The organism is Streptomyces incanus (assembly GCF_042656345.1).
Lineage (GTDB): Bacteria > Actinomycetota > Actinomycetes > Streptomycetales > Streptomycetaceae > Streptomyces > Streptomyces incanus.
In genome coordinates, this window is the sequence record NZ_JBHSPC010000073.1 from 118,706 (window position 1) to 145,236 (window position 26,531).

Annotated in this window: 24 protein-coding genes and 1 pseudogene; 13 read left to right on the plus strand and 12 right to left on the minus strand. The window is 73.1% G+C overall.

Annotated features, from left to right (window positions below; all coding sequences use genetic code 11):
* Positions 1–99 precede the first annotated feature (99 nt).
* Positions 100–1,071 (minus strand): anti-sigma factor family protein, encoded by a 972-nt coding sequence (locus ACFP2V_RS22665; RefSeq protein WP_381215420.1) that lies wholly within the window; start codon positions 1,069–1,071, stop codon positions 100–102.
* The gene (gene sigE, locus ACFP2V_RS22670) at positions 1,068–1,727 is read right to left on the minus strand and encodes an RNA polymerase sigma factor SigE (RefSeq protein ID WP_381215422.1); all 660 of its coding nucleotides are present in this window, start codon (positions 1,725–1,727) and stop codon (positions 1,068–1,070) included. The genes ACFP2V_RS22665 and sigE overlap by 4 nt, the downstream gene beginning before the upstream one ends.
* Positions 1,728–2,018: 291 nt before the next feature.
* Between sigE and ACFP2V_RS22675 the strand changes: the two genes are divergently transcribed.
* Positions 2,019–2,702 (plus strand): O-methyltransferase, encoded by a 684-nt coding sequence (locus ACFP2V_RS22675; protein WP_381215425.1) that lies wholly within the window; start codon positions 2,019–2,021, stop codon positions 2,700–2,702.
* Positions 2,703–2,797: 95 nt separating this feature from the next.
* Here ACFP2V_RS22675 and ACFP2V_RS22680 read toward each other — a convergent pair whose 3' ends face one another.
* Positions 2,798–2,965, minus strand: a complete 168-nt coding sequence (locus tag ACFP2V_RS22680; protein WP_003966491.1) for a DUF3117 domain-containing protein — start codon at positions 2,963–2,965, stop codon at positions 2,798–2,800.
* Positions 2,966–3,343: 378 nt separating this feature from the next.
* On the opposite strand from ACFP2V_RS22680, the gene chcB reads away from it, so the two are divergent.
* Positions 3,344–4,147, plus strand: a complete 804-nt coding sequence (chcB, locus tag ACFP2V_RS22685) for a 2-cyclohexenylcarbonyl CoA isomerase (protein WP_381215429.1) — start codon at positions 3,344–3,346, stop codon at positions 4,145–4,147.
* Positions 4,148–4,191: 44 nt separating this feature from the next.
* On the opposite strand, the gene ACFP2V_RS22690 is transcribed toward chcB, so the two are convergent.
* Both ACFP2V_RS22690 and ACFP2V_RS22695 read right to left on the minus strand, forming a co-directional pair.
* On the minus strand, positions 4,192–4,776 hold the full coding sequence (locus ACFP2V_RS22690) for a DNA-3-methyladenine glycosylase I (protein WP_381215432.1): 585 nt from the start codon (positions 4,774–4,776) through the stop codon (positions 4,192–4,194).
* Positions 4,773–5,135: a DivIVA domain-containing protein gene (locus tag ACFP2V_RS22695; RefSeq protein ID WP_381215435.1), complete on the minus strand. Its 363-nt coding sequence runs from the start codon at positions 5,133–5,135 to the stop codon at positions 4,773–4,775. The genes ACFP2V_RS22690 and ACFP2V_RS22695 overlap by 4 nt, the downstream gene beginning before the upstream one ends.
* Positions 5,136–5,270: 135 nt before the next feature.
* Between ACFP2V_RS22695 and folP the strand changes: the two genes are divergently transcribed.
* Positions 5,271–6,131, plus strand: a complete 861-nt coding sequence (gene folP, locus ACFP2V_RS22700; protein WP_381215550.1) for a dihydropteroate synthase — start codon at positions 5,271–5,273, stop codon at positions 6,129–6,131.
* Positions 6,132–6,632: 501 nt separating this feature from the next.
* Here the strand turns inward: folP and ACFP2V_RS22705 are convergent.
* Together ACFP2V_RS22705 and dapE are read right to left on the minus strand one after the other, a co-directional pair.
* A complete protein-coding gene (locus ACFP2V_RS22705) occupies positions 6,633–7,391 on the minus strand; it encodes an LOG family protein (RefSeq protein WP_381215438.1) in 759 nt (252 codons plus the stop codon).
* A gap of 157 nt (positions 7,392–7,548) precedes the next feature.
* The gene (gene dapE, locus ACFP2V_RS22710) at positions 7,549–8,628 is read right to left on the minus strand and encodes a succinyl-diaminopimelate desuccinylase (RefSeq protein ID WP_381215441.1); all 1,080 of its coding nucleotides are present in this window, start codon (positions 8,626–8,628) and stop codon (positions 7,549–7,551) included.
* A gap of 82 nt (positions 8,629–8,710) precedes the next feature.
* Here dapE and ACFP2V_RS22715 point away from each other — a divergent pair, with 82 nt between their 5' ends.
* Both ACFP2V_RS22715 and ACFP2V_RS22720 read left to right on the plus strand, forming a co-directional pair.
* Entirely contained in the window at positions 8,711–9,721 is a 1,011-nt protein-coding gene (locus ACFP2V_RS22715; protein ID WP_381215445.1) for a VldE C-terminal domain-containing protein, read from the plus strand.
* A gap of 367 nt (positions 9,722–10,088) precedes the next feature.
* Positions 10,089–10,436 (plus strand): ATP-binding protein, encoded by a 348-nt coding sequence (locus ACFP2V_RS22720; protein ID WP_381215448.1) that lies wholly within the window; start codon positions 10,089–10,091, stop codon positions 10,434–10,436.
* Between the two features lie 124 nt (positions 10,437–10,560).
* Here the strand turns inward: ACFP2V_RS22720 and ACFP2V_RS22725 are convergent, their stop codons facing one another.
* Entirely contained in the window at positions 10,561–11,658 is a 1,098-nt protein-coding gene (locus tag ACFP2V_RS22725; protein WP_381215451.1) for a bifunctional succinyldiaminopimelate transaminase/glutamate-prephenate aminotransferase, read from the minus strand.
* Positions 11,659–11,781: 123 nt separating this feature from the next.
* Complete coding sequence (gene fdxA / locus ACFP2V_RS22730; RefSeq protein WP_055572727.1) at positions 11,782–12,099, minus strand: ferredoxin; 318 nt, start codon at positions 12,097–12,099, stop codon at positions 11,782–11,784.
* 140 nt (positions 12,100–12,239) lie between these two features.
* Here fdxA and ACFP2V_RS22735 point away from each other — a divergent pair, with 140 nt between their 5' ends.
* The 6 genes from ACFP2V_RS22735 (at position 12,240) to ACFP2V_RS22760 (ending at position 20,416) form a co-directional block, all read left to right on the plus strand.
* On the plus strand, positions 12,240–13,400 hold the full coding sequence (locus ACFP2V_RS22735; protein WP_381215455.1) for a GNAT family N-acetyltransferase: 1,161 nt from the start codon (positions 12,240–12,242) through the stop codon (positions 13,398–13,400).
* A 17-nt stretch (positions 13,401–13,417) separates the two neighbouring features.
* Entirely contained in the window at positions 13,418–14,329 is a 912-nt protein-coding gene (locus ACFP2V_RS22740) for a transglutaminase-like domain-containing protein (protein WP_381215458.1), read from the plus strand.
* Positions 14,330–14,470: 141 nt separating this feature from the next.
* A complete protein-coding gene (locus ACFP2V_RS22745) occupies positions 14,471–14,944 on the plus strand; it encodes a MarR family winged helix-turn-helix transcriptional regulator (protein WP_381215461.1) in 474 nt (157 codons plus the stop codon).
* 238 nt (positions 14,945–15,182) lie between these two features.
* A complete protein-coding gene (locus tag ACFP2V_RS22750; RefSeq protein WP_381215463.1) occupies positions 15,183–16,820 on the plus strand; it encodes an MFS transporter in 1,638 nt (545 codons plus the stop codon).
* 438 nt (positions 16,821–17,258) lie between these two features.
* Entirely contained in the window at positions 17,259–20,072 is a 2,814-nt protein-coding gene (locus ACFP2V_RS22755) for a winged helix-turn-helix domain-containing protein (RefSeq protein WP_381215553.1), read from the plus strand.
* A 146-nt stretch (positions 20,073–20,218) separates the two neighbouring features.
* Positions 20,219–20,416, plus strand: coding sequence for a hypothetical protein (locus ACFP2V_RS22760; RefSeq protein WP_381215467.1), 198 nt, complete (start codon positions 20,219–20,221; stop codon positions 20,414–20,416).
* A gap of 263 nt (positions 20,417–20,679) precedes the next feature.
* On the opposite strand, the gene ACFP2V_RS22765 is transcribed toward ACFP2V_RS22760, so the two are convergent.
* Positions 20,680–22,089: a DUF2252 domain-containing protein gene (locus ACFP2V_RS22765; RefSeq protein WP_381215469.1), complete on the minus strand. Its 1,410-nt coding sequence runs from the start codon at positions 22,087–22,089 to the stop codon at positions 20,680–20,682.
* 149 nt (positions 22,090–22,238) lie between these two features.
* On the opposite strand from ACFP2V_RS22765, the gene ACFP2V_RS22770 reads away from it, so the two are divergent.
* Together ACFP2V_RS22770 and ACFP2V_RS22775 are read left to right on the plus strand one after the other, a co-directional pair.
* Positions 22,239–22,682 (plus strand): SHOCT domain-containing protein, encoded by a 444-nt coding sequence (locus ACFP2V_RS22770; RefSeq protein ID WP_381215472.1) that lies wholly within the window; start codon positions 22,239–22,241, stop codon positions 22,680–22,682.
* Between the two features lie 51 nt (positions 22,683–22,733).
* Positions 22,734–23,171 (plus strand): DUF7144 family membrane protein, encoded by a 438-nt coding sequence (locus tag ACFP2V_RS22775; RefSeq protein WP_381215474.1) that lies wholly within the window; start codon positions 22,734–22,736, stop codon positions 23,169–23,171.
* A 126-nt stretch (positions 23,172–23,297) separates the two neighbouring features.
* Here the strand turns inward: ACFP2V_RS22775 and ACFP2V_RS22780 are convergent.
* Together ACFP2V_RS22780 and ACFP2V_RS22785 are read right to left on the minus strand one after the other, a co-directional pair.
* Positions 23,298–23,752, minus strand: a pseudogene (locus tag ACFP2V_RS22780) (response regulator); the annotation flags it as partial.
* Positions 23,753–23,994: 242 nt separating this feature from the next.
* Positions 23,995–26,361, minus strand: coding sequence for a hypothetical protein (locus tag ACFP2V_RS22785; protein ID WP_381215477.1), 2,367 nt, complete (start codon positions 26,359–26,361; stop codon positions 23,995–23,997).
* Positions 26,362–26,531 lie beyond the last annotated feature (170 nt).

Consider the following 26,531-nt stretch of genomic DNA (forward strand, 5'->3'; position numbering starts at 1 on the left):
GCTCCATGGGCCTGGGCGCGCCACCTGGATTCAATCAGGTTCGCACGCCCGTGCGCAGCGGACGGGGTCGGTGCACCGGCCGGTGCACCGATCAGCGGATCATGCGGGAGGAAGCGGCGGGGCGGGAGCCGCGGTCGCGTCGACGGAGGGCGCGGAGGCCGGGGACGGCGAGACGGTGGCGGTGGGAAAGCCGCCGGGGGTCCTGAGCCCCGGTGTCGTCTCCCACTCCGTCAAGGACAACGGCGGTATCAGCGGGGCCAGGCCGGCCATGACGGGGGTGACCGCCAGAGGGCTGTGGTGGCGGGGGGCGGGCGGAGGGACCCCGGGGAGCAGCGGTGCGGACGCCTGGGTCGGGGCGACCGGGGCGTCACCCCGCGCGCTCTGGCCCTGCGGGGGGGTGGAGCCCCGGCGGCGCTGGGAATCGGGCGTCGTCGCCGCCGTGCTGCCCTGGGTGCGCAGCGGGGTCACACTGCTGCCGCTGCCCGAGCCTCGGACCTCCGTGTCGGTGAGTGTGACGGTGGCGACACCACCGAGGGCGATCGCCGCGAGGGACACCGCCCCCGCCGCCGCGGCGGCGAACCGCATCCCGCGCGAGGAGGACCGGTCCTGCTCGTGCCGCCTGACGTCATGGACACGGAAGCCCCGGTCCGCCGGGGACGGGAACGGAGGGGGGGAGGGGCGCCGGGCGGGCGTGTAGGCGAACTCGAACCGCTCACCGCGCCTGCCGGTCCCGAAGGCGCCGGGCATCCCGCCGAGCCGCACGGGCGGGTCGCCCGGCAGCCCTCCGCCGCCCAGTGGCGAGCCGCCGCCGAGGTCACCGTCCGCCGGAAGGCCCTGAAGGCGGGCCAGGAAGCTCTCGGACGGGGGCGGGGGCGCGGCTTTCGCGAAGACGCTCTTCAGGCGGCGCTGCGCGTCCAGCTCCGACTTGCACTTCGCACAGGTGGCGATGTGCGCCAGTACGCGCTCACGCGCGTCATGACCGAGCTCTCCGTCCACCAGGGCGGAAAGCCGGTCTCCCAGGTGCTGCTCTGCGAGGTGTCCCTCGGCAGGTTTCGGACGTGAACCACTCACGTGCTCGCGCCCCCTCCTCCCAGTGCGGGAACACGCGGCGCGAAGGAGCGGCGCTCCGTGCGCGCCTGGGGCGAGCGGTGAGCGAGGGCCTTGCGCAGCTGGGAGCGCCCGCGGTGGATCCGGGACCGGACCGTGCCGAGCTTGACGCCGAGGGTCGCGGCGATCTCCTCGTACGACAGTCCCTCGATGTCACAGAGGACGACCGCGGCGCGGAACTCGGGCGCGAGCGTGTCGAGGGCCTGCTGGACGTCCGCGTCGAAGTGGGTGTCGTTGAAGACCTGCTGGGGGGTGGGCTCCTTGCTGGGGAGCCGCTCGGCCGCGTCGTCGCCCAGCGAGTCGAAACGGATGCGCTGCTTGCGGCGCACCATGTCCAGGAAGAGGTTGGTCGTGATGCGGTGCAGCCAGCCCTCGAAGGTGCCCGGCGTGTACGTCGACAGCGAGCGGAAGACGCGGACGAAGACCTCCTGGGTGAGGTCCTCCGCGTCGTGCTGGTTACCGGTGAGGCGGTAGGCGAGCCGGTAGACCCGGCCGCTGTGCATGCTGACGATCTCCTCCCACGTGGGCGGAGTCCACGCTGGCCCGTCCGCGTCGGTGGAGAAGCTCGCGGTCTGGGCCGGCTCAGCGGCGTGGCTGTGGTCAGCAGCGGTGTCGTTCACAGATTTCGGCCTACCCGCCGATCCAAGGAAGCGCCTCAGCACTCCTCCCCGATCCCCAGGCGCAGCCGCACCTCCCCTATCGGCTCTGGTGGTGTCCAGTGGAGCCCCTACCATAGCCACCTCGCCCGTTAGCTCCGGATAAGCGGTTTTGCGAGAAAATGATGCGGGCTGCCACGGCTCGTGGGCCTGCGTCAGCACTTGCTCGGTGTCCTCGCCCATACGCCCACCCCCTTCACGGCACACGCCGTTCGCTCTTCCCTGTAAACGACCGGTCCCATCAGTGGGTTCCCGGTGTCAACGGATAAAGTCACGCCGAGGCAACCACGGGGACAGGAGAGGGTCATTACCGCCAACCGGCAGACGAGCTGGGCGTTCGCGGACGCCTATGTCGCCGAGGACGAGGCGCTGCACTGGGCCCGGGACCGGGCCCAGGAGGCAGGGCTGCGCTCGGTGTCGCCCGGTACGGGTGCGGCCCTGCGGTTGCTCGCGGCCACCGTGGACGCCAAGGCGGTCGCGGAGATCGGCACCGGCTGCGGCATCTCCGGGATCCACCTGCTGCACGGCATGCGGCCGGACGGTGTGCTGACCACGGTCGACCAGGAGCCGGAGCACCAGCAGTCCGCCCGCCAGGCCTTCCGTACGGCGGGCTTCGCCGCCAACAGGGCCCGCTTCATCCCCGGGCGGGCACTGGACGTCCTGCCCCGCCTCGCGGACTCCGGCTACGATCTCGTCTTCTGCGACGGGGACCGGCTCGAGTACCAGGACTATCTCGCGGAATCGTTGCGTCTGCTGCGCCCGGGAGGCCTGGTCGCCTTCGAAGGGGTCTTCGCGAACGGCCGGACGGTGGACTCCGGCCCGCAGCCCACCGAGGTGCTGCGGCTGCGGGAACTGGTGCGGGCGCTGCGCGAGAGCCAGGAGCTGGTGTCGTCCCTGCTGCCCGTGGGTGACGGGCTGCTCTGCGTGGTGAAGCGGTAGTGGGCGCCTCCGGGCACCGCTCTGACCTGGACAAACAGTCGCCCCGGTGCCGTATGCGGCACCGGGGCGACTGAAAGGGTATGGTCGCTTGCGCGTCAGCCGACGACCTTCTTGAGGGCGTCGCCGAGCGCGTCGGCCTCATCCGGGGTCAGCTCGACGACGAGCCGACCGCCGCCTTCGAGCGGAACGCGCATGACGATGCCCCGCCCCTCCTTGGTCACCTCGAGCGGGCCATCACCCGTCCGCGGCTTCATGGCCGCCATGCTCGTTCCCCTTCCTGAAACCCAGCTCAACCGTCTAGCCGACGGCCCACTGAAGGGCACCTGCGGTCCTTGAAGCAGGACACACGCCACCGGCATCGAACACATTGCTTCCAAGCCATTATCCCGCATCCCAGGACCCGATGACCAACATCAGTCGGCATCGCTTGGGCAACGCGCGCGAGCAAAACCACTCAATTCGGCGATGTGGCTGCGATACTGCGCCCCCTTACACCACTCCATCGTTGAAAATCGGACCGGAATTCTTTGACGCAGGTCACACGCAGGCTCCGCTCCAGCGCCGGGGATCTCCGTCATGCTGTCCTGCACAGGGACGTACTGACGAGTAGGTCCACGAGCCGCGACGCGGAGGGATACACCATGGCCGACACCGTGCTCTACGAGGTGGGCGACGGACTCGCGACGATCACGCTGAACCGCCCGGAGGCGATGAACGCGCTGAACGTGGCGGCGAAGGTCGCTCTCCGGGACGCGGTCCGGGCCGCCGCGGACGACGAGGGCGTGCGGGCCGTACTGCTGACCGCCGCCGGTGACCGGGCGTTCTGCGTCGGGCAGGACCTCAAGGAACACATCGGGCTGCTGGTCGCCGACCGGGAGGGCGGTGGCGAGCGCACGATGAGCACGGTGCGCGAGCACTACAACCCGATCGTGAAGGCGCTCGCCGGGGCTGCGAAGCCGGTGGTCGCCGCGGTGAACGGGGTGGCGGCCGGGGCGGGCTTCGGCTTCGCGCTGGCGGCGGACTACCGGATCGTGGCCGACACGGCGGCGTTCAACACGTCCTTCGCCGGGGTCGCGTTGACCGCGGACTCCGGGATCTCCTGGACGCTGCCACGGGTCGTCGGCCCGGGCCGCGCCACCGACCTGCTGCTCTTCCCCCGCAGCATCACGGCCCAGGAGGCGTACGACCTCGGGATCGCGAACCGGCTGGTCCCGGCCGCCGAGCTGCGCGCGGAGGCGGAGAAGACGGCGCGGGCGCTGGCCGCGGGGCCGACGGTGGCGTACGCGGCGCTGAAGGAGTCGGTGGCGTACGGACTCACCCACTCCCTGGAGGAGGCCCTGGAGAAGGAGGACGAGCTCCAGACCCGGGCGGGTGCCTCCGAGGACCACATGATCGCCGTGCAGGCCTTCGTCAACAAGGAGAAGCCGAAGTACCGGGGCCGCTGACTCCGGGACAGCGGGTCCGCAGCGGCCCGCTCGCCTTCGAGGGTTCAGGCCCGTCGGGCCGCGCAGTCCTTCAGGTGGTCGTCGACCAGGCCGCAGGCCTGCATCAGCGCGTAGGCCGTGGTCGGGCCGACGAAGCGCAGGCCCTGCTTCTTCAGGGCCTTGGACAGTGCCGTCGACTCGGGGGTGATCGCGGGGACGTCGGCGAGGGTCACCGGCGCCGGGCGGCCGGCCGGGTCGGGTGCGTGCGACCAGATCAGGGCGTCCAGGTCGCCGGGCGCCCACCCGGCCAGCACGCGCGCGTTGCCCAGGGTCGCGTCGACCTTGGCGCGGTTGCGGATGATGCCGGCGTCGGCCAGCAGGCGCTCCCGGTCGGCGTCGGTGAACTCCGCGACGGCCGCGATCCGGAAGCCGGCGAAGGCGGTACGGAAGCCCGGACGGCGGCGCAGGATCGTGATCCACGACAGGCCGGACTGGAAGGCCTCCAGGCTGAGGCGCTCGAACAGGGCGTCGTCCCCGTGGACCGGGCGGCCCCACTCCTCGTCGTGGTACGCGATGTAGTCCTCGGTGGACAGGGCCCAGGGGCAGCGCGGGGCGCCGTCCGGACCTGCGAGGGCGGCTGTCCCGGTCACAGCTGGTCGCCCTCCCGACGCGCGGCGGGCTTGTCCAGGGCGATGTGGGCCGCGACGGCACGGGCACCGGCCAGCGCGGACTCCAGGTCGGCGATCCGGGCGTCGCGCTCGGCGAGCTCGGCGCCGAGGCGGCTCAGCACGTCGTCCACGTCGGCCATGCGGTAGCCGCGGGCGGCGAGGGGGAAGCGAAGGCCGTCCACGTCCGCGCGGTGGACCGGGCGGTCCAGCGGCAGGGCGTCCCTCAGCCGGTCGGGGGCCGCGTCGGGCAGCGGGCCGCTCTCACCGCCGCCCACCACGGCGAGGGTCACCGCGGCGACCACGACGGCGAGCGCGACGACCAGGAACAAGAACATAACCATCGCTGAGGTCCCCAGGGTTGGATCGAGCCGGAGTCGGATGTGTGGCTCCGATCGTGCCATGCGAGTCTGACGGTCAGGGTCACAGGCGGCCGGGGACGGCCGGTGGACCGCACCGACGAGGAGAGGTCTTTGGGGATGCTCAGGCTGGGCAGGCGGGAATTCGCACCGCACGAGTCGGTGATCATGGCGATCGTGAACCGGACCCCGGACTCCTTCTACGACCAGGGCGCGACCTTCCGCGACGAACCGGCACTCACGCGCGTGGAGCAGGCGGTGGCCGAGGGCGCCGCGATCATCGACATCGGCGGGGTGAAGGCCGGGCCGGGCGAGGAGGTGTCCGCCGAGGAGGAGGCGCGGCGCACGGTCGGTTTCGTCGCCGAGGTGCGGCGGCGCTTCCCGGACGTCGTGATCAGCGTGGACACCTGGCGGCACGAGGTCGGCGAGGCCGTGTGCGAGGCGGGGGCGGATGTACTGAACGATGCCTGGGGCGGGGTCGATCCGCGGCTCGCGGAGGTCGCCGCACGGTACGGCGCCGGGCTGGTGTGCACCCACGCGGGAGGCGCACTGCCGCGGACCCGTCCGCACCGGGTGGAGTACGAGGACGTGATGGCCGACATCCTCGACCGGACGCTGGGGCTGGCGGAGCGTGCCGTGTCCCTGGGCGTGCCGCGGGAGTCGGTGATGATCGATCCCGGGCACGACTTCGGCAAGAACACCCGGCACAGTCTCGAGGCGACGCGGCGGCTGGACGAGATGGTCGCCACCGGGTGGCCGGTGCTGGTGTCGCTGTCCAACAAGGACTTCGTCGGGGAGACGTTGGACCGGCCGGTCAAGGAGCGGGTGCTGGGGACGTTGGCGACCACTGCGGTGTCGGCGTGGCTGGGGGCGCGGGTGTACCGGGTGCACGAGGTGGCGGAGACGCGGCAGGTCTTGGACATGGTGGCGTCGATCGCGGGCCACCGTGCCCCTGCGGTGGCCCGGCGGGGGCTGGCGTAGGGCTCCGCCCCGGGGTGACGGTTCTGCCCCTACGCCGATTGCATGGGCGCCGCCCCTGAGCCCCGGGCATGGGGCTCCGCCCCAGACCCCGCCAGGGGCTCCGCCCCTGGACCCCGGCCTATGCCCACCCACCACCCGACTCGGTACGTCAGACAGTGACCCCAGAGCCCAGCCGGTCACCCGGTGCGACGGAAAGGCCCCAGCCCGCGCACCACTCGGTACGTCAAGAAGCGACCTCACACCCCACATGGCCACTCGACGCGGCGAAAGGGCCCCAACTCACGCACCACTCGGTGGATCGGTGGATCAGAGGCGCCCCACACGGCCCGGACCGCCACTCGTTGGATCACAGGCGCCTCACGGCCCGGGCCGCCCCTCGTCGGGCCGAGAAGCCCCCGGCCCGCACGCTCCTCGTCGGGCCGGGAAGGATCCGCCGACAAGGATCCCGGCCTGTGTGCCGCTTGGTGGGGTGTGGGGGTGGGGCGCAGGGGGCTCGTCGGGTCAGCGGCCCGCTTCCTTCGACACCAGGGCCACCGCTTCGTCCACGTCGTCCGTGACGTGGATGAGGAGGAGGTCCTTCTCGGCTGCCTTGCCCTGGGCGATGACCGTGCTGCGCAGCCAGTCGACCAGGCCGCCCCAGTACTCGGTGCCGAACAGGACGATGGGGAACTGGGTGATCTTCTGCGTCTGGACCAGGGTCAGCGCCTCGAAGAGTTCGTCGAGGGTGCCGAGGCCGCCGGGCAGGACGACGAAGCCCTGCGAGTACTTGACGAACATCAGCTTGCGGACGAAGAAGTACCGGAAGTTCAGGCCGATGTCGACGTAGCTGTTGAGCCCCTGCTCGAAGGGCAGCTCGATGCCGAGGCCGACCGAGACGCCGCTGGCCTCGCAGGCGCCCTTGTTGGCCGCCTCCATCGCGCCGGGGCCGCCGCCGGTGATGACGGCGAAGTTCGCCTCGACCAGGCCCCTGCCCAGCCGGACGCCGACGTCGTACTCCGGCGAGTCCACCGGTGTGCGTGCCGAGCCGAAGACGCTGATGGCGGGCGGCAGCTCGGCGAGCGTGCCGAAGCCCTCGATGAACTCCGACTGGATGCGCAGCACCCGCCACGGGTCGGTGTGCACCCAGTCCGAGGGAGCACGCCCGTCCAGCAGCCGCTGGTCCGTGGTGCTCGCCTGGACCTGGTCCCGTCTGCGGAGCACCGGGCCCAGCCGCTGCTCCTCCGGTGGGATCTGCTTGCCCTCGGGGTTGCCAGTAGCCATATGCGCTCCCTCCGTTCGCGGTCTCCCCTGCTCGGAAGATCGCCGAGATCCAGGGGAGAGGTCGTTCCACCTCAGCGTAGATCCACGCGGGTTACGTCTGGGGGACGTCAGCATGTCCGCGGGGCAGCGTTCCAAACGCCCCACAGGGGTGGCGCGCTCACGCGGTCAGCCAGGACCGCAGCCGCTCCTCCCCCGCGAGGACCTTCGCCGTCTCGACGCGTTCGTCCCGCTTGTGCGCCAGGTGCGGGTTGCCGGGGCCGTAGTTGACCGCCGGGACGCCGAGTGCCGAGAAGCGGGAGACGTCCGTCCAGCCGTACTTGGGCTGGGGAGTGCCGCCGACCGCCTCGATGAAGGCGGCCGCGGCCGGGTGGGACAGCCCGGGCAGGGCCGCGCCGCTGTGGTCGTCGACGACGAACTCGCTCACGCCGCAGTCCGCGAAGACCTCGCGGACATGGGCGAGGGCTTCGGCCTCGGAGCGATCAGGGGCGTAGCGGAAGTTGACGGTGACGACGCACTCGTCGGGGATGACGTTGCCGGCGACGCCCCCGGAGATGCCCACCGCGTTCAGGCCCTCGCGGTACTCCAGGCCGTCGATCACCGGGTAGCGCGGCTCGTAGGAGGCGAGGCGGGCGAGGATGGGGGACGCCGCGTGGATGGCGTTGGAGCCCATCCAGCTCCGCGCGGAGTGGGCGCGCTCGCCGGTGGTCTTCAGCAGCACCCGGAGCGTGCCCTGGCAGCCGCCCTCGACCTGGCCGTCGGAGGGCTCGAGGAGCACCGCGAAGTCGCCCTCCAGCCAGTCGGGGTGCTGTTCGGCGACGTGCTTGAGGCCGTTGAGGTCCGCGTCGACCTCCTCGTTGTCGTAGAAGACGAAGGTGAGGTCCCGGTTGGGGGCGGGGACGGTGGCCGCGAGGCGCAGCTGGACGGCCACGCCCGCCTTCATGTCGCAGGTGCCGCAGCCCCACAGCACGCCGTCCGCGTCGAGCCGGGAGGGGACGTTGTCCGCGATCGGGACCGTGTCGATGTGACCGGCGAGGATCACGCGCTCCTCGCGCCCCAGGTGCGTACGGGCCACGACGTTGTTGCCGTACCGGTCGACCGTGAGGTGCGGCAGGGTGCGCAGGACGGATTCGATCGCGTCCGCGAGCGGCTTCTCGGTGCCGCTGACGGAGGGGAAGTCGACGAGCTGCGCGGTCAGGCGTGCCGCGTCCAGAGTGAGGTCAAGCGGGGTGTCGGCCATGCCCACGACCCTAACGCGCTGGTCCGGGCCCACTGTCCACACCCGGCACACACACCTCCTACTCTCCAGTACCTTGTTACGCGTGTCAGAGCCACCACTTCCTTCCAAGCGTCGGGGCCGCTTCTTCCGCTTCGGAGCGGCCTCCGTGGTACTTCTCGGGGTCGCCGGCTACCTGGTGGTCCAGTACGACACGGGCGGCGGGACGAGCGGGCCGGGCTGCCGGGTCGTGTCCGGCAAGGACGACGGGGCCACGTACGAGTTCACGCCCGAGCAGGCGGTGAACGCGGCGACGATCGCCGCCGCGGGCACCACGCGCGACCTGCCTGAGCGGGCCGTGACGATCGCGCTGGCGACGGCCCTCCAGGAGTCGGCGCTGCGCAACATCGACTACGGGGACCGTGACTCGCTCGGCCTCTTCCAGCAGCGGCCCTCGCAGGGCTGGGGCACGCCGAAGGAGATCATGGACCCGGCGTACTCGGCGGGGAAGTTCTACGACGGCCTGAAGGAGGTGCCGGGGTACACCCGGCTTCCGCTCACCGTCGCCGCCCAGCGGGTGCAGCTCAGCGGCTTCCCGCAGGCGTACGCCAAGCACGAGCCGGACGCCACCCTGCTGGCCGCCGCTCTCACCGGCGCCTCGGAGGCCACGCTGACCTGTGACGGTCGTCCGGTTGCGACCCGCGCGTCGGGGACGGACGCGGTACGTGACGCGCTGGCCCGGGACTTCGGGCGGGACGCCCTGGAACCGGCCGGAGCCGAGGTCGGCGACGCGGCGAGTCCCCCGCCCTCCGCTCCCGGAAACGGCGACCCCGGCTCCGACGCCGACGCCGTCGGGCGGACCATGACGCTGCCGGTGTCCACCGAGGCGGACCCGGGCCGGAAGGCCAGGGCCCAGGGCTGGCAACTGGCGCACTGGGCCGTGGCCAACGCCTCCGAGCTGCACATAGAGCGGGTGTCGTACGCGGGGCAGGAGTGGGCCGCCGGGGACGACGGCGGCCGGTGGACCCCGCTCGACGGTGGGGGCGACGAGGACGGCAAGAACTCCGAAGGCGCGGACGGCGGTGCGGGCGCGGTCCGGATCACGACCGCGCGGTAGACCGCACAGCCACCCGCACGGTTGCCCGATGACCCACCCTCAGGGGTTGCCCTGAGGGTGGGTTCGTTGACGGTGTGAGCGGGTTCACGCGTCCTCGCCCCCAGTTCGGCGTACTCCTTGGGGCTGAGGCGCTGTAACCGTTCCGCAGCCCGTCGAGCGGCGTACCGTTCGTCCGCTTTTCGGCGCAGTCGATAATGCGACGCGTTGCCAACTCTTTACGTCGTCCCACCGCAACCTTCCCGGCCTTCGAGCGGTAGTCACTGCGTCCGGACCCGGAGACCGATCACCGGAGACCAACCAGATCGACGTGAGACCAGCCACCGGGTCCGGCTGGACGTTCACCGTTCTCTCCCGCCGAAGGAGCACCATGTCCCTCCCCCTGACCCGTCGGATCGCCCGTGCCGCGCTGCTCGTCGCCGCCGGAGCGGCCGCCGGGGTCGGTGCGACCGGTTCCGCCACTGCGGCCCCCGAGCTGCCGGCCACTCCGAACGTCGGCGGCCTGACCGCCCTGGACCAGGCCGGCGCGCCCGGCACCGTGGACGACGCGACGCACGCCGTCACCAAGACCGCGGGCGGCACCCGCGGCCGGGCACTCGGGCAGGCCGCGCCGGTGGCGGTCCAGGCCGCCGAGGGCACGCTGCCGACCGACGCCGTCCACCTGGACGGCGTGCCGACCGCCCGGACCCTCCCGGCCACGGCCCTGCCGCTCGGCTGACCCGCCCGGATCCGGGTCCACGGGGATCCAGGTCCACCCGGGCCGGCCCGGACCGGACCGTACGTACGCCGACGGGGCCCAGGAAGAACCTGGGCCCCGTCGGCGTACGCGCGGCTGCCCCGCGTCACGCCTTCAGGCGTTCCACCGCCGCCCGTACCCGCTCGTCCGTGGCGGTGAGGGCGACGCGTACGAACCGCTCGCCGGCCGGGCCGTAGAAGTCGCCCGGTGCGACCAGAATGCCGAGCTCGGCGAGGCGGGCGACGGTGTCCCAGCAGGACTCGTCGCGGGTGGCCCACAGGTAGAGCCCGCCCTCGCTGTGCTCGATGCGGAAGCCGTGCCCCAGGAGGGCCATCCGCAGCGCGGTGCGGCGGGCCGTGTAGCGCTCGCGCTGGACCCGGACGTGCTCGTCGTCGCCCAGGGCCGCCACCACGGCCGCCTGGGTGGGCGCCGAGGTCATCATGCCGCCGTGCTTGCGGATCTGCAGCAGCGGGCCGAGGACGGCCGGGTCGCCGGCCAGGAAGGCGGCGCGGTAGCCCGCGAGGTTGGACCGCTTGGACAGCGAGTGCACGGCGACGATGCCGTCGTACGAGCCGCCGTTGACGTCCGGGTGCAGCACCGAGACCGGGTCGGCGTCCCAGCCCAGTTCGAGGTAGCACTCGTCGGAGAAGACCAGGACGCCGTGCTCGCGGGCCCAGGCGACGATGCGGGTCAGCTCCGCCTTGGGGAGCACCCGGCCCGTGGGGTTGGACGGGGAGTTCAGCCAGAGGAGCTTCAGGCCCGTCGGGTCCAGCTCAGTCGGGTCGTCGTACGCCTCGTACTCCGCGCGGGCCAGGCGGGCGCCGACCTCGTACGTCGGATAGGCCAGGCGCGGGTAGGCCACCCGGTCGCCGGGGCCGAGCCCCAGCTGGGTGGGCAGCCAGGCGACCAGTTCCTTGGAGCCGACGACCGGCAACACATGGCGGTGGGTGACCTCGCGGGCGCCCAGGCGGCGCTCCACCCAGCGGGTGAGCGCGTCACGCAGTTCCGGGGTACCCCAGACCGTGGGATAGCCCGGGGAGTCCGCGGCGGCGATCAGGGCCTTCCGGATCGGCTCGGGGACCGGGTCGACGGGGGTGCCGACGGAGAGGTCGACGATGCCGTCGGGGTGCGCGGCGGCTGTCTTCTTGTACGGCTCGAGCTTGTCCCAGGGGAAGGTGGGAAGGCGGTCGGAGACTGCGGACACGGGTTCTCGCTCACTTTCTGGTACGGCAAACGCCTCGGTCCCGTGCGGCTCCGATCAGGGGGGATCAGGCCGTACGGGACCGAGGCGGCGCGGGCGCGGGCCGCTTCCGGGCCGCCCGGGTGCTTACGCCTGCGGCGGCAGCGCGGCGATGAACGGGTGGTCGCGCTCGATCAGCCCGAGCTTGCTGGCACCGCCGGGTGAGCCTAGGTCGTCGAAGAACTCGACGTTGGCCTTGTAGTAGTCCTTCCACTCCTCGGGAGTGTCGTCCTCGTAGAAGATGGCCTCGACCGGGCAGACCGGTTCACAGGCGCCGCAGTCGACGCATTCGTCCGGGTGGATGTACAAGGACCGCTGGCCCTCGTAGATGCAGTCGACCGGGCACTCCTCGATGCACGCCTTGTCCTTCACGTCGACACAAGGCTGCGCGATGACGTAGGTCACGCTGTCGTTCCTCCTCGGTAGGGCGCCGGCGGGCCTCCTCAGGCTCCGCCGCCTGGCGCGCGGGAGCGCGGCGTCGTCGATGCCCGCCCCTAGTATCTCCGTTCTTGGGCATGATCCGAACAGGAGGGGTGTACCGACCTGTGGAAATCTCCGCCGCCGGGCGTCTCGAGGTCCGCATCACCACTGCTGACGTGGGTAAACGGGTCTCCGTACGGAGCTTGATCGAACATGGCTCCCCGGGTGGGAAGTTCACCGACGTGGTCGGAGTTCTCACATCATGGGACAGCGGTGTGCTGCGGATCACACGGAAGAACGGCGAGAGCGTCCTCGTCCGGGAATCCGCGCTGGTCGCGGGCAAGGTGATTCCGGCCGCACCGGCCCGCCGGCGCGGTCCGGCCGCCTCCTACGAGGAGCTGGCGCGGGTCGCCGCGCGGGCGTGGCAGCCCGTGGAGAGCGAGCGGCTGGGCGAGTGGGAGCTGAGGGCGGCAGCCGGGGAGGGGCCGCGCGATGGGGGTCCCCCCGGGCGTTCGGCTCCGGGGGAGCGTCCGTGGGGGGCGGTGGCCGGGCCGCGGGTGGGCTTCACCCGCCGGGCCAACTCGGTGCTGCCGCTCGGCGACCCGGGCGTGCCGCTGGACGAGGCGCTGACGGCCGTACGCCGTTGGTACGCCGAGCGCGGGCTGCCCGCCTACGTGCAGACGGCGACCGGCGCCGAGGGCACGCAGGAGGTGCTGGGCGCGGAGCTGGAGCGGCGGGGCTGGGTGCGGGAGGTGACCGCCGAACTGTGGGTCGGCGGGCTCGCGTCGATCGCCGACGCGGGACCGGAGCCGTCCGGCGGCGAACCGGCCGGGGTGGACGTCCTGCTGTCCCGGGAGGCCGACGAGGCGTGGCTCGCGCGCTACCGGCGCCGGGGCGTGAGCGAGGTCGCCTTGAAGGTGCTGGGCAGCGGCCCGTCGGTGTGGTTCGCGACCGTGCGGGCGGGGGACGGTGGACCCGAGGGCGGTGCTCCGGCAGACGCCGCTCCTGCCGCGATCGGGCGGTGTGTCGTGGACGGCCGGTGGGCCGGTTTCGCCGCCGTCGAGGTGGATCCGGCGCTGCGGCGGCGCGGGCTCGCGACCGCCGTGATGGCCGCGCTGGCCCGGCGGGCGCTCGACGAGGGTGCGTCGGCCGCCTGGCTCCAGGTCGAGGAGGACAACGCGGCGGCACGTGCCCTGTACGACAGGATGGGCTTCGCCGCGCACCACGCGTACCACCACTACCGCGCGCCCCGGTCATCGGCTCCGGCCGGTGACGGGTCGCCGTGAGAGGGCACGAACCGGTCATGCGCTCCCCCCAGCCCCCGCCCCCGGAACGCTCCGCCGAGCTGCGGCGGCGGTTCTCCGAGGAGGCCCGGTCCGAGCGGCCGGATCTGGCCACGCTGTGCCTGCTGATCGGTGCGGCGGCGGACGGCACGCTGGACGAGGCCGGCATCGACGCCGCGCAGATCGAGCTGGACGCGCTGGCCGGCCGCCTCCCCTACCGGCCCGGGACCCCGCGCGCGTGGGCGTCGGCGCTGCGGGAGCTGCTGGGCGAGCGGTGCGGCTTCCACGGCACCCCGGGCGACTACCAGCGCCTGGAGTCGTCGCTGCTGCACGAGGTGCTGCGGCGCCGGCGCGGGCTGCCGATCCTGCTGTCGGTGGTGTGGCTGGAGGTCGCCCGACGGGCGGGGGCGCCGGTGTTCGGGGTCGGGCTGCCCGGCCACTTCGTGGTCGGCCTCGGCGAGGCCGGCGCGACGGCGGACGCGAAGCAGGCGGCGAAGCCGGACCCGCGGGACGAGGCGACCCCGGAGCGGCAGGTGCTCGTCGATCCCTTCGAGGGCGGCCGGGTGCTGACCGGGGCCGATACGGAGCTGCTGGTCGCCGGGGCGACGGGGGCGCCGCTGAACCCGTCGATGCTGGCACCGGCCGATCCGCTGGACGTCGTGCTGCGCATCCTGAACAACATCCGGGCGTGGGCCGAGGTGCGCCCGGAGCGGTCGGACGTGGCGCTGTGGGCGCTGGACCTGTCCCTGCTGCTCCCCTCCCGGCCGGCGAAGCTGCGGTACGAACGGGCCCGGTTGCTGGTGCGGCGCGGCGAGTTCCTCGACGGCGCGGACGAGCTGGAGGCGTACGCCGAGGTGGTGGCCGCGGTGGACGAGCCGGCGGCGGACCGGATCCGCGGCGAGGCCCGAGCGGCACGGGCACTGCTCAACTGAGGCTCGCCCCGCAAGCCCCGCCGGCCCCGTCGCGCCCCCGCAAGCCCCGCCGCACCGCCGAAAGCCCCGCCGTGCACTCTCGGTGAGGCCCACTCCACACCTTGCTTGACATGGGTATCTTTAGATACCTAATATCCACGGGTGTCCACCAGCAGTGCCTCCGAACAGCGCGTCGCACACGTGAGCTCCGAGCTCGCGGCGTGCCTTCCCGTGCTGCACCGGGCCCTGGAGCGGCGGGTGGCGAGCGAGTACCCGCACCCGAAGCCGCCCGAGGGGCAGCTGGCACTGCTGCGGTTCGTCGCTCGGCGCGAGGGCGCCACGGTCCGTGAGGCGGCCGAGGCGCTGCTGATGAAGCCGAACAACGTCAGCGCACTGGTCTCCCAGCTCACCGAGCGGGGAGAGCTGGAGCGCCGGCAGGACGGCGTCGACAAGCGGATCGCCCATCTCCACCTCACGGAGTCCTCGCGGCAGCGGATCGCCGAGGTCACCGCCCTCGAGGAGAGCCACCTCGGCCGGGCGATGCTGTCCCTCACCGACGGCGAGCTGGACGCGCTCGGTTCCGCTGTCGGCGCGCTGAAACTGCTGACCCGGCACCTTCACCCGGCAGCTCTCTGACGAGAGCGTCACGGGCCGGCGCATCGCGCGGGCTCCCGCGGTGAGCGCTCGTTCGGCGTTCCGCGCATCCGCCCCCTCCCCCTTTTCCGAAGGCAGTCCTTCCCGGGCAGCCCTGTGCACGGCCCCGTGCGTCCCGCCCTGCCCTTGACCGGCCGGGCGGACGTTGCGGGCCGGCTGCCGCATCCCGGCCCCGCCGTGCGGTTCGTTCGTCCCCCTTGAGAAAGAAACGGCTCCTTTCATGGCGTCCACACCCGTGGATCACTCCGCTCCCGACACGGCCGCCCGGTCGAAGTTCGAGCGTTTCCGGGCCAATCCCTGGCTGGCGCTGGTCGCCGTGTCGTTCGGCCTGCTCATGGTGCAGCTCGACGGCTCCGTCGTCGCCATCGCCAACCCGGCGATCGGCAAGGACCTCGGTGCCAGCACCGCGGAACTGCAGTGGGTCACCAACTCCTACCTGATCGCACTCGCCGCCTCGATGATCCTCGGCGGCAAGCTCGGTGACCGGTTCGGCCGACGCTTCCACTACCTCGTCGGCATCGGCGGGTTCATCGTCACCTCGGTCGCCATCGGCCTGGTCGGCAGCATCGAGGGCGTCATCGTCTTCCGTGCCCTGCAGGGTCTGGCGGGCGGCATCCTGATGCCCAACACCCTGGGCATCCTGCGCGCCGTCTTCCCGCCGAAGAGGTTCGCCCTCGCGGTGGGCATCTGGGGCATGGTCTCGGCCGTGTCGACGTCGCTGGGCCCGATCATCGGCGGTCTGCTCGTCGAGCGCGTCAACTGGGAGTCGGTCTTCTACCTGAACGTGCCGATCGGCCTCGTCGCGCTGGTGTTCAGCGCGGTGGTCCTCGCCGAGTCCAAGAACTCCACCGGCCGCCACCGCTTCGACATCCCCGGCGTCGTCCTGCTGGCGGCGGGCATGGTCGCGCTCGTCTTCGGCATCGTCAAGGGCGAGACGTGGGGCTGGACCTCCGCCGGAACCCTCGGCGCCATCGTCCTGGGTCTGGCGCTGCTGGTCGTCTTCGGCTGGTACGAGACCCGGCAGGAGCACCCGCTGCTGCCGATGCGTCTGTTCCGCAACCGCTCGCTGACCACCGGTGCGGTCATGACCCTGCTGAACTTCTTCGTGATGCTCGGCGGCATCTTCTTCATCATGCTGTACCTGCAGAACGTGCGGGGTTACACGCCGGTCGAGGCCGGTATCAGCACGCTTCCGATGTCGCTCGCGTCGCTGTTCGCCTCTCCGGCCGGTTCCCAGCTGACCGCCCGCTTCGGCGCGCGCGTCACGATTCCGCTGGGCCTGGCCCTCTCGGGCGCCGCCATGTTCGGCATGCTGTCGTGGAGCGTCGACTCGTCCTACGCGACGATGTGGCCGCCGTTCCTCGCGATGGGCCTGGGCGTCGGCATCGTGCTGCCCGCCACCGCCGCCACGATCATCGGCAACGCGCCCGTCAGGGACGGCGGTGTGGCCTCCGGCCTGCAGTCCACCATGCTGCAGATCGGTGGTGCCCTCGGTACCTCGGTGCTGGTCACCGTGATCGCCGGCAAGGTCGGTTCCTCGCTGTTCGGTGAGCTGACCCGCGCGGGTGTCCCGACGGGCATGGCGCACGGTCTGGAGCAGGCCGAGGACGCCGTCACGATGGGTATCGCCCCGGTCTCCGGCGACATGTCGGCGGAGATCAGGGCCGCCGTCATCGAGGGCAGCGGCCAGGCGTTCGTCAACGGTCTGCACGCCGCCGTCACCGTCACCGGCATCCTGTGCGTCGTCGGTGCCGTGGCCGCCTTCGTCTGCATCAAGAGCCGCGCCGAGGAAACGAAGGAGCTGAGCGCCCGGGCGGAGGGTGCCGACGAGCCCGTAGCGGTCGTCGCCGCTCACTGAGCGAGCCGCACACACGCGTACGCCTGCGCGGGAAGCGGCGCTGCCCGGACCTGGTCCGGTCCGGGCAGCGTCGCTTTCGTACGGCCGCGGAGGACGGCGTCCCGCCGGGTGGTGCGGCCGGTCAAGGCGCCGGAACGCGCGGGGCGGGGACGGCGGCTCCGCCGGACCGGGTGGTCACCCCGCCTCGACGGGGCGCTTCGCGGGCTTCCGCCTCCGCGGAGATCGCCGGGTGCCCCGGACCGGAACGTGAAGCCCGTGCTCGCTTGTGCACCCCTCGGCGGTACACGACCCCGCGGATGCCCCGGGCCGGTACCGCCGCGCCGCGCGGGACCGGGGGGAGGCTGGGATGCTGGTGGGGTGAAGCACTGCGCGTGACGCGGACGGCAGACGCGGACGGCGGACACGGACGGCGGACACGGACGGCGGGCGGTGAGCGCGGTGACCATCGGCAACGTCCCGGAGCCGGAGCCGGAATCGGGCGGCGCTTCCGGGCATTCCGGGGTCGATCCCCGGGGGGACCCGTTCCTGCGGACCCGGTACGCCATTCCCCCGAGGCCCGTCACCTTCCTGCGGCGGGAGCGCCTGACCCGGCATCTCGACAGCGCCCTCTCCACTCCCCTGACGATCGTCAACGGAGCGGCCGGCGCCGGGAAGACCCTGCTCGTCGCGGACTGGGCGGCCGGTCTCGAACGGCCCGTGGCCTGGTTCACCACCGACGCGGAGGAGCTGCGCCCCGGCGTGTTCTGGGCGTACGTCCTGCAGGCGCTGCGCGCCGCCGGGGTGCCGGTGCCCGCGGCGGTGGGCTCGCCCGCCGACCCGGGCCGGGTGGACGAGACGCTGCTGAACCGGCTGGCCGCGGAGCTGAGCGGCCCGATGACGGCGCGAGGGCCGGCCGTCCTCGTGCTCGACGAGTTCGACCGGGTCGCCGCGCCGGACACGGCCGCCCAGCTGGACTTCGTCCTGCGGCACGCGGGGCCGGGCCTGCGCCTGGTCGTGGCGTCCCGTACGGAACCGCTGCTTCCGCTGCACCGCTACCGGGCCGCCGGGGAGCTGACGGAGATCCGGGACGCGGAGCTGGCGTTCACCGCGCGGGAGGCCGGTGAACTCCTCGGCCGGCACGGTCTGTCCCTGCCCGCGACCGTCACGGACGCCCTCGTGGACCGTACCCGGGGATGGGCCGCCGGACTGCGGCTGTGCGCGCTGGCCGCGCGGGAGAGCCCCGACCCGGAGACGTATCTGAAGGAGTTCGAGGCCGGGCAGAGCACGGTGGCCGACTTCCTGCTGGCGGAGGTGCTGGACATCCAGCCGCCCGGTACGCAGGACCTGCTGCTGCGGGTCAGCGTCCTGGAGCGGTTCTGCCCCGGCCTGGCGAACGCGCTGACCGGGCGCTTCGACGCCGGGGCCGTGCTGGACTCGCTGCACCACCGCAACGCCTTCGTGCAGCATCTCGGGCACTCCTGGTACCGGCTGCACCCTCTCTTCGGGGAGATCCTGCGGGCGCATCTGGAGGTGCGGCGCCCCGGTCTGGCGCCGGAGCTCCACAGGCGGGCGGCGCGCTGGCTGAAGGCCGCGGGGTTCCTTCCGGAAACGCTCGTCCACGGCGCCGCCGCCGGTGACTGGGAGTTCGCCGCCGGCGCCCTGGTCGGCGATCTGGCCGTCGGCCAGCTGTTCGCCGGGTTGCGCTCGGCCGGTCTGGACGAGCTGTTCTCCCGCATGCCGCCCGGGGTCACCGGCCCCGCGCCGGAACTCGTACGGGCGGCTCGCGACCTCGCCCGCGGCGACCTGGAACGGGGCCCGGTCCGTCTGGAGCGGGCCGGAAAGCTGCTGGCCGGCGGCATCCCGGACCGGGAGGGCTACGAGAGCCCGGAGGACGACCGGGAGGCCGCGCGGCTGTGCTGGGCGCTGCTCGAGGTGTTCGCCGCCCGGCTGACAGGGGCGCCGGCGCGCGCGGAACGGGCCGTCCGGCTGACCGGGGAGCTGCGCGGTGCCGTGCCCGCCGAGCTGCTGGACCGGCATCCCGAGCTGACCGCGCTGCTGCTGGCGCATCTGGGCTCGGCCCGGCTGTGGGCAGGCCGTTTCGAGGACGCCCGGACGGTTCTGACCGCGGCCGTGGCGGGTCCCGGCGGGGCGTCGACGGCGCTGCCCAGGGAGGACGCTCTGGCCCAGCTCGCGCTGCTCGACCAGCTCAACGGCTGGCCGGGCCGGGCGGAGCGCAAGGCGTCCCAGGCGCTGGCCGAGATCGCGCGGTACAGCCTCCCCGGCCCGCCCGGAACCGGTCTGGAGCGGCTGGTGCTGGCGGCGGTGGCGGTCGACCGCGACGAGCTGGACCGGGCCCAGGGACTCCTCGACGAGGCGGCCGCGCCCGCGGAGTCCGGGCCGCGGTCGGCGCTGCCCTCGGCGTCGCGCCCCGCACCGGCTTCCGCCCCGCACGCCCCGCACGCCTCGGCCCCCTCGGTCGACCCGGTGGTCGTCGCGGTGCGGGCCGTCACCACGGCCCGGCTGATGCTGGCGCGGGGCGACGCGCACGCCGCGCTCCGGGCGGTCGCCGCCGCCCCGCCCCCCGGCGCCACCGCGGAGGCGCCCTCCCCCTGGCTGCGGGGCCACATGGCGCTGGTGACCGCCTCCGCGCGCCTGGCCGAGGGGCAGCCGGAGGAGGCCGTCGCAGTGCTCCGCGAGGTGCCCCTCGACCAGCCGGCCTGCGCCGTGGAGGCCGCCAGGATGCAGCTCGCGGCGGGCAGCGACCCCGGCGCGGCGGCCGACCTGCTCGACGCGCTGCACGGCGCGGGCCGGACCGGCCCCGGGGTGTCCGTGCGGGCCGCGCTCGTACGGGCCCAAAGCGGCCACCTGGCGGGAGACCCGGTCACCGCCCGCCGGTGGCTCGGGGTGGCGCTGCGCGTCGCCCGGCACCCGCGTCTGCGGCGCCCCTTCGTGGAGTCGGGGCCGTGGATCGGGCCGCTGCTGGACACGGACCCGCTGCGGGGCCTGGCCGCGGGCTGGCTCGTCACCGGGTCCGCGGACGTGCCGCCGCCCGGCGTGGAGGAGTCGGTGGAGGAACCGGTGGAGGAGCTGAGCGGCCGGGAGCGGGACGTGCTGCGGCGGCTGGCCCGGATGATGACGACCGAGGAGATCGCCGCCGACCTGTACGTGTCGGTCAACACGGTGAAGACCCACCTCAAGAACGTCTACCGGAAGCTCGACGTCAACCGCCGCGCCGACGCCGTACGCCGGGCCCACGCCCTGCGGCTGCTGTGAGCCCCGCCGCACCTCACCCGCGCCGCGCCGCCCCCGCCCTCCCTCACCTGCCCCGGGTGAGGGCATACGGCCGCCCGGGGTGGACGATCGCAGGGCAGGGGCGGTCTGCCGCCTGCACTCGAGCCGTGGGAGGGGAGGAGAGCCGCATGCACTACGAGATCCGCGTCGACGGGCACATGTCGGAGGCGCTGACCAAGACCTTCCCCGAGCTGGACCATGTCGTGATGTGGGGTCAGACCGTGCTGTTCGGTCATGTCGTCGACGAGGCGCATCTGTACGGGCTGCTGGCCCGCCTGCGCTCGCTGGGCCTGCGTGTGGTCGAGATGCGCCCGGCCCCCAGGTGAAGCCCGGCTCCCGGGGGTCGTGTCCCGCCGAGGGGCGCACAAGCGAGCACGGGCTTCACGTTCCGGTCCGGGGCACCCGGCGATCTCCGCGGAGGCGGAAGCCCGCGAAGCGCCCCGTCGAGGCGGGGTGACCACCCGGTCCGGCGGAGCCGCCGTCCCCGCCCCGCGCGTTCCGGCGCCTTGACCGGCCGCACCACCCGGCGGGACGCCGTCCTCCCGGGTGACACCCGACGCCCGGCACGCCGGTGAGCGGCCTGACGACGTCAGAGGCTCTCCGCGGTGATCCGCCCCGAGCGTACGGCGGCCTTGAGCTTCTTGAAGTCCCGTTCGTTGCGGTCGGCGTAGGCCTGGGCGAAGCCGGGGAGGGCGCGATCGAAACGGTCGCCGGTGCCCAGGTAGGCGGAGATCGCGACGGGATCGCCGGAGCGGGCGTGGGCGCGGGCGAGGCTGCCTCCGCACCAGCCCCCGAAGAGGGCGAGCATGCGGGGGTCCATGGTCTCCGGGCGGGCGATGCCCTTCCAGTCCCGGAGCTGGCGCACGTAGAAGTCCCGTTCCCTGCCGTCCAGGCCCAGGACGTGGGTCCAGCCGAGGAAGATGTCGCTGGATGTCTGGATCAGGCGCTGCCCGGTCACCACGCGGCGGCCCTGGTTGTCGAAGCGTTCGCCGTCCGTGTACGGCGCGAGCACCGACTCCTGCGCCTCCTTGGCCTGGAGCAGCAGCGGATCGTCGTCGTCGCGGCCGAGCAGGAGCAGGATCCAGCAGCGGGTGCCGACGCTGCCGACGCCGACCACCTTGCGTGCCGTGTCCGCGATCCGGTAGCGGCGGAACAGGTGCCGGCGCTCGGAGGAGAGGGTGCCCACGTAGCTCTCGACGATGGTGCGCAGTTCGGTCTCCTCGTTGCGGCCGGGCGTGTCGGCCAGCAGGTCCCGTAGGGGAATGATCAGGGGCGGGTCCGGGGTGATCCGCCGGCCTTCGGGGGTGACCCGGGTGAGCCGGTCGATGGCCTGGAGGTAGGTGTGGGTGCGGGCCTTCGCGGCGGCCCATTCGGTGCGGCGCCGGACGGACGGGTCCACGGAGGAGTCGAGGAGTTCGCGCATCCGGTCGACGTCGTCCTGGGCGTACCAGACGTCCAGGGTGCGCATGCCGGCGAAGCTCCGCATCCGTGCGCGGTACGCGCGGACGCAGGCGATGACCGCCTTGTTCTGCTCCCGCGCGGAGAAGCCGTTGGCACGGCCCGCGATGACGAGACTGGCGGCGAGCCGTTTGACGTCCCATTCGAAGGGGCCGGGGAAGGTCTCGTCGAAGTCGTTGATGTCGAAGACGAGGTGCCGTTCCGGCGAGGCCAGCAGCCGGAAGTTCAGCAGATGGGCGTCGCCGCACAGCTGCACCTCGAGTCCGGTGTGCGGCAGCGTCGCCAGGTCCGCGGCCATGATCGAGGCGGCGCCCCGGTAGAACCGGAACGGCGACTCCAGCATGCGCCCGTACCGGATCGGGACCAGTTCGGGCACCCGCGTGGCCGACTGGCGCGCGAGCACGTCGACCGGGTCGAAGCGGCCGGAGCCGGGGGCGAACAGTCCGTGCACCGAACGGGGGACGCGTTTGCGGGTCGCCCGGCCGTGGTCGATCCGCTCGGCCGGTGAGAGGGCCGCGGTGGCGGCGCTCGGTGCGGTCATGATCCACCCTCCTGGCTTCGGCGTACGTCCGCTCTCCAGCTCACCGCGCCCCGGCCCGTCCGGGATCACCCGTCAGGGGTGAGGCCGTACGGACGCGGCCGGGGCAGCCTGGTACGGCACGCGCCACCCGCGCCGAACGGAGGAGAGCCATGAGCTCCGTGACCTCCCTCGCGTACGACTATCCGCTGCTCGGGGCCTTCTGGACGATGCTGCTGCTGTTCCTGTGGGTCATGTGGTTCGTACTGCTGTTCCGGGTCGTCGCCGACCTCTTCCGGGACGACGAGCTGGGCGGCTGGGCCAAGACCGGGTGGCTGGTCTTCGTCATCGTGCTGCCGTTCGTCGGCGTGTTCGTCTACGTCGTGGCCCGCGGCCGGAACATGGGCCGGCGGGAGATCGCGCAGGCCCGTGCGCGGCAGGAGGCGTTCGACAGCTACATCAGGGAGACCGCGACGGGGCACGGCGGCCAGGCCGGCACCGCCGACGAACTGCACCGGCTGTCCGAGATCCGCTCGCGCGGCGACCTCACCGACGAGGAGTTCGACCGGGCCAAGGAACTAATGCTGAGCGGCCACGGCGCGGGGCACACCCATTGACCGCACACACCGGTACGACGAACCTCTACGACGAACGAAAGGGGCAGCGCGATGGCTTCGGCTCACGCTCATCACACACAGGCACAGGCACATGCGCACCCGTCCTCCGCCAAGCGCGAGTGGGCCGGCGGACTGACCGTCTTCGGCGGCGTCATGCTGGTGCTCGCCGGAATCCTGAACATCGTCCGGGGCATCTCGGGGATCGCCGAGGACAGCGTCTTCGTCGCCACGCAGAACTACGTCTTCAAGTTCGACCTCACGTCCTGGGGCTGGATCCATCTGGTCCTGGGCGTGGTGGCCGTGGTCATCGGCGTGGGGCTGTTCCAGGCCGGTATGTGGGCACGGGCGGCCGGTGTGGCGATCGGTGGGCTCATCATGGTCGCCAACTTCATGTCCCTGCCGTACTTCCCGGTCTGGTCGGTCGTGATGATCGCCCTCTCCGGCGTCATGATCTGGGCGCTGTGCACGGTGCGGCAGGGGGACATCTGAGCCGGACGCCTTGACATCCCGGGCGAACGGAGCACGGCCGCGCCGACCCGGTCCGGGCCGGCGCGGCCCTGACCCGGGCCCGGCTCCCGGACTGCGGCCGGCCCTTCTCACGGGCCGCCCGGGCCGCCTCCGTGCGGTCGTGCGGGTGCGGACGGCCGGTTCCTGGATGGCGGTGGAGAGGCGGTCGCGGGCGGCCGGTTCCTGGATGGCGGTGGGTGGCTGCGGACCGTGCCCTGGGAGAGGCGCGGGGAGAGGGCCGGTCCCGCGTCGGTGGAGCCGCCGGCGGCGCGCAGGTTCTCGCGTTCGCGGTCGGTGAGGGGGTTGGCGCCGTCGGCGAGAGCCGCGGCGGCGAGCGTGGGGCCGATGCCCCGCTCCCCTTCCGGCGCCGTGCGGACCGCGGCGGCGAGTCGGGCGACGGGGCGACGGGCGACGGGGGCGTCCTTGACCCGGAAGGCGTCGGCACCGGCTTCCACGGCGCCCCGCGGATGGCCTGGGCGGCCGAAGATGGTGAGGAGGACCGGCTGCACGCCGGGCAGTTCACGGCGCGGGGCGGCAGCCGTCTCGACGACGGGCGCGCTCGGACGGACCGGCCGGAGGCCGGCCCACAGGATCTTGATCACCTGTCGCCCGACGTTCTCCGGGCGCTTCCCCCCGGCCGACGCCTCCCCCGTCGTCGACCGGGGCGACGGAGGCGTAGACGGCTTTCGTCGCTGTACTCATGGGGCCCTCGTGACCCGTACGGCGTCCGAAGGGCCGTGCGGACCGTCCTGACCCCCGCGTAACGGATGTCATGCGGGGGTCAGGACGACAGGCCGGCCCCGGTTCAGCTCGGGTTCGTCTCGATGACCGCGACCCGGTTGGTCGTGCTTGTCAGAACCTGGCGGAGGGCGCCGTAGACGTCCTGGGGAGTGACAGGTGTCTTCTCACCGTTGCCCCGGGTGATGAGCACACCGTCGAATGCCTGGCCGTAAAGCTCCTCCAGGGCCTTCAGGTCGGGCTTGTCGACCAGCTTGCCGTCGACGGCCTCCACCCTGAGGAACTTCCACAGCGAATTCTGCGGACTCATCGGCACCGAGTGCTCCGCGTCGGTCTGCACGGTCACGTTGGCCGACATCGCCGGCTCGGCGTACTCCTTCATCATCCGGTCGACCTCGGCCTTGGACACCGAGGGTTCCTGAGCGGTGGTCGGGACCGTCACCGTGGACGAGGAGCCGGTCTCCACCTGGGTCCTGTACGCCGCCTCGACCACCTTGGCCGACTTGTCGACGTCGATGCCCGCGCCGGGCTTGCCGTAGACGGCGACGGCCTTGCCGGACTCGAACGTGATCGTGCCGTCGTTGCCCGAGCCGCCGCCCGCGGCCTCCAGGGCGGCGTGCAGCTTCTCCTCGTCGACGGGGATGACGGGGTCGACGACGCGGCTGTCGCCGAAGAGGGAGCCGATGACGGAGACCGGGTTGTAGTCGCTCCGGGCCGCCGCGCCGATGGTGGCGTCGGTGTCGAGCTGGAGTCCGGCCTTGTCCGGCTCCAGCTCGACGGTCTTGTCGCCGACGGCCAGCTTGAGCGGCTTCTCCAGCCGGTCGGCGAGGGCCCTGTCGAGCGTCTTCACGGCCTCGTCGCGGGTGCCGCCGCCGATGTCGACGCCGAGCACGGTGGTGCCCTTGGGCACGTCGGAGTGGTTCATCAGCAGGCCGGCGCCGTAGGCGACACCGACGAGCAGGATCACGGCGCCGCCGAGCAGGGGCAGCTTGCTGCGGCCCTTCTTCTTCGGCGCCTTCGAGGAGGCCGCCGGGGACGGGGTGGCCGGTTCGGGCGGCCTGAGCGGCGTGCGCGTGCCGGAGCCGGCGGCCGCGAAGTCCGCGTCGAAGGAGGCGCTCGCCGGTACGACCGGGATGCCGCTGGTGACGGTGTGCCCGGAGACGTTGTCGTGGCGGGCTCCGTAGCCCGGGGAGCCGGGTTCCGGGGCGGGGAACTGCGGGGTGAGGCTCGCGGTGTCATCGCTCAGCCCGCCACCGGGGTGGGGGCCGCCGCCGGGGCCGCGCGGGCCACCGCCGGGCGGCAGGCCCAGCGGGCCGGTCCGACCGGTGACCGGTCCGGTCGTGGGACCACCGGGACCGGCAGGACCACCGGGTCCGCGCTGATCGCCGTACGGCGACTGGCTGGGCGGACCGGGCCGACCGGGGTGCTCCGCCTGGCCGTTCCGCGCTTCGAGGTCTCCGTCCGTGAAGAACGGCAGGTCGTCGAAGCGCGGCTCGCCGCCACCGCTCCCACCCGCACCCGGGCCCGCGCCCGGACGCGTACCGCCACTGCCGAGCGGGCCGGCGGCCAGCGCCTCGGTCACGTCGAAGGAACCGGTGCCACCGCCGTGTCCGGGCGCGACCGGCCCGCCGGTCGCGCCGGAGAGCCCGGAGCCGTTGCCGCCGCCCGGTGCGGAACCGTTCGTGCCACCGGGACCACCAGGAGCACCGGAGCCGCCGGGCCGGGAGCCGCCGCCCGTCACGCTCATACCGCCGACCACACCGGCCGGACGTCCGCCCCCCGGACGCGCACCGCCACCGGAAGCACCGGGCGGGCCGGAAGCTCCCGAGGCGCCGCCCGCGGGACCCGAACCACCCGCCGCACCCGCCCCGTTGCCGGAGCCGCCGCCCGTAGCGCCCTTGCCCGCACCGGACTTGCGCGGCGCGAACCAGTCGCTGGCCGGCTTCTCCGCCGGGGCCGCCTGCTGCGGAACCGGCTGCTGCGGGGCGGGCCGCGGGCCCCCCGGAGCGGCCGCGGCGGAAGGCTCGACGGCACCGGGACCGGAAGCGGTGCCGGGGCCGGCACCCAGTGCCCTGGGGGCACCCGGCGCCGGGGCCGGAGCCTGGGCCTTGGCCCCGCCCTGGGTGTCGCTGTCGCCCGTCCCCTCGCCGTCCTTGACGGTCTTGCGCACGACGACCGGCGGAATGGGCCGGGAACCGGGGATGTTGATCCGGATTCTGGTCGTCAGTGTGGTCTCGGTCTTGCGTTCGTCCGAACGCGGGCCGCCCGAACGCGGGCCGCCCGGGCGCTGTTCGTCCGGCCGCGCGGCAGGTCGGCCCGCGGCCGCCGCCTCACCCGGAACCGCCGGAATTCCGTAGGGCGGGGTGCCCGACGGGTATGCGGCTCCGCCGCGCCCGTTGGGCCCGGTGGACGGGGTGTCAGTTTCACGACTCAAGGCAGGTTCTCCCGGTTGGCTCCGCCGCCCGTCACGACCTCACGGTGGGGTCTCCCCCAACTCGACCGGAGCCGAGAGTTCGGGGAGGCTCAGCGGCGCGCGCACCACCATACTGGCCGCATCCGACCCGTATCGCCGGACCGTGGCGGAAACCCGCACCGGACCCGCAC